The 605-nt window shown below is 74.5% G+C and carries 1 protein-coding gene; it reads left to right on the top strand.

Annotated features, from left to right (window positions below):
* A partial coding sequence (locus tag KUM32_RS42740; RefSeq protein WP_217146941.1) for a phosphoenolpyruvate carboxylase occupies window positions 1-605 on the top strand: 605 nt, incomplete at both ends.

Here is a 605-nt window from a genome sequence, read left to right as displayed (position 1 = left end):
ACGTCACCGAGCAGGTGCACCGTGGCCGCGAGCTGCGGGCCCACCGCGCGGCCGAGGGTGGCATCCTCGCCCGCACCGCCGACCAGCTCAAGGACGCCGACCCCGAGCACCTGCGGGAGACCGTCGCCCACCTGAACGTACGGCCCGTCTTCACCGCACACCCCACCGAGGCCGCCCGCCGCAGCGTGCTGAACAAGCTGCGCCGCGTCGCCTCCCTCCTGGACCGGCTCGCCGACGAGGGCGACAGCCGCCGCACCCAGTTGCGGCTGGCCGAGAACATCGACCTGCTGTGGCAGACCGACGAGCTGCGGGTGGCCCGGCCCGAGCCCGCCGACGAGGCCCGCAACGCCGTCTACTACCTGGACGAGCTGCACGCGAACGCCGTCGGCGACGTCCTGGAGGACCTCGCCGCCGAGCTGGAGCGCGTCGGCTCCCCGCTGCCCGCCGGCACCCGGCCGCTCACCTTCGGCACCTGGATCGGCGGCGACCGCGACGGCAACCCCAACGTCACCCCCGAGGTCACCTGGGACGTGCTGCTGCTCCAGCACGAGCACGGCATCACCGACGCCATGCGGGCCGTGGACGACCTGCGGGCGGCCCTGTCC

This window comes from Streptomyces sp. AC627_RSS907 (assembly GCF_019049165.1).
The sequence above is the reverse complement of the archived record's forward strand: the minus strand, read 5'-3'. Positions and strand labels throughout refer to the sequence as shown.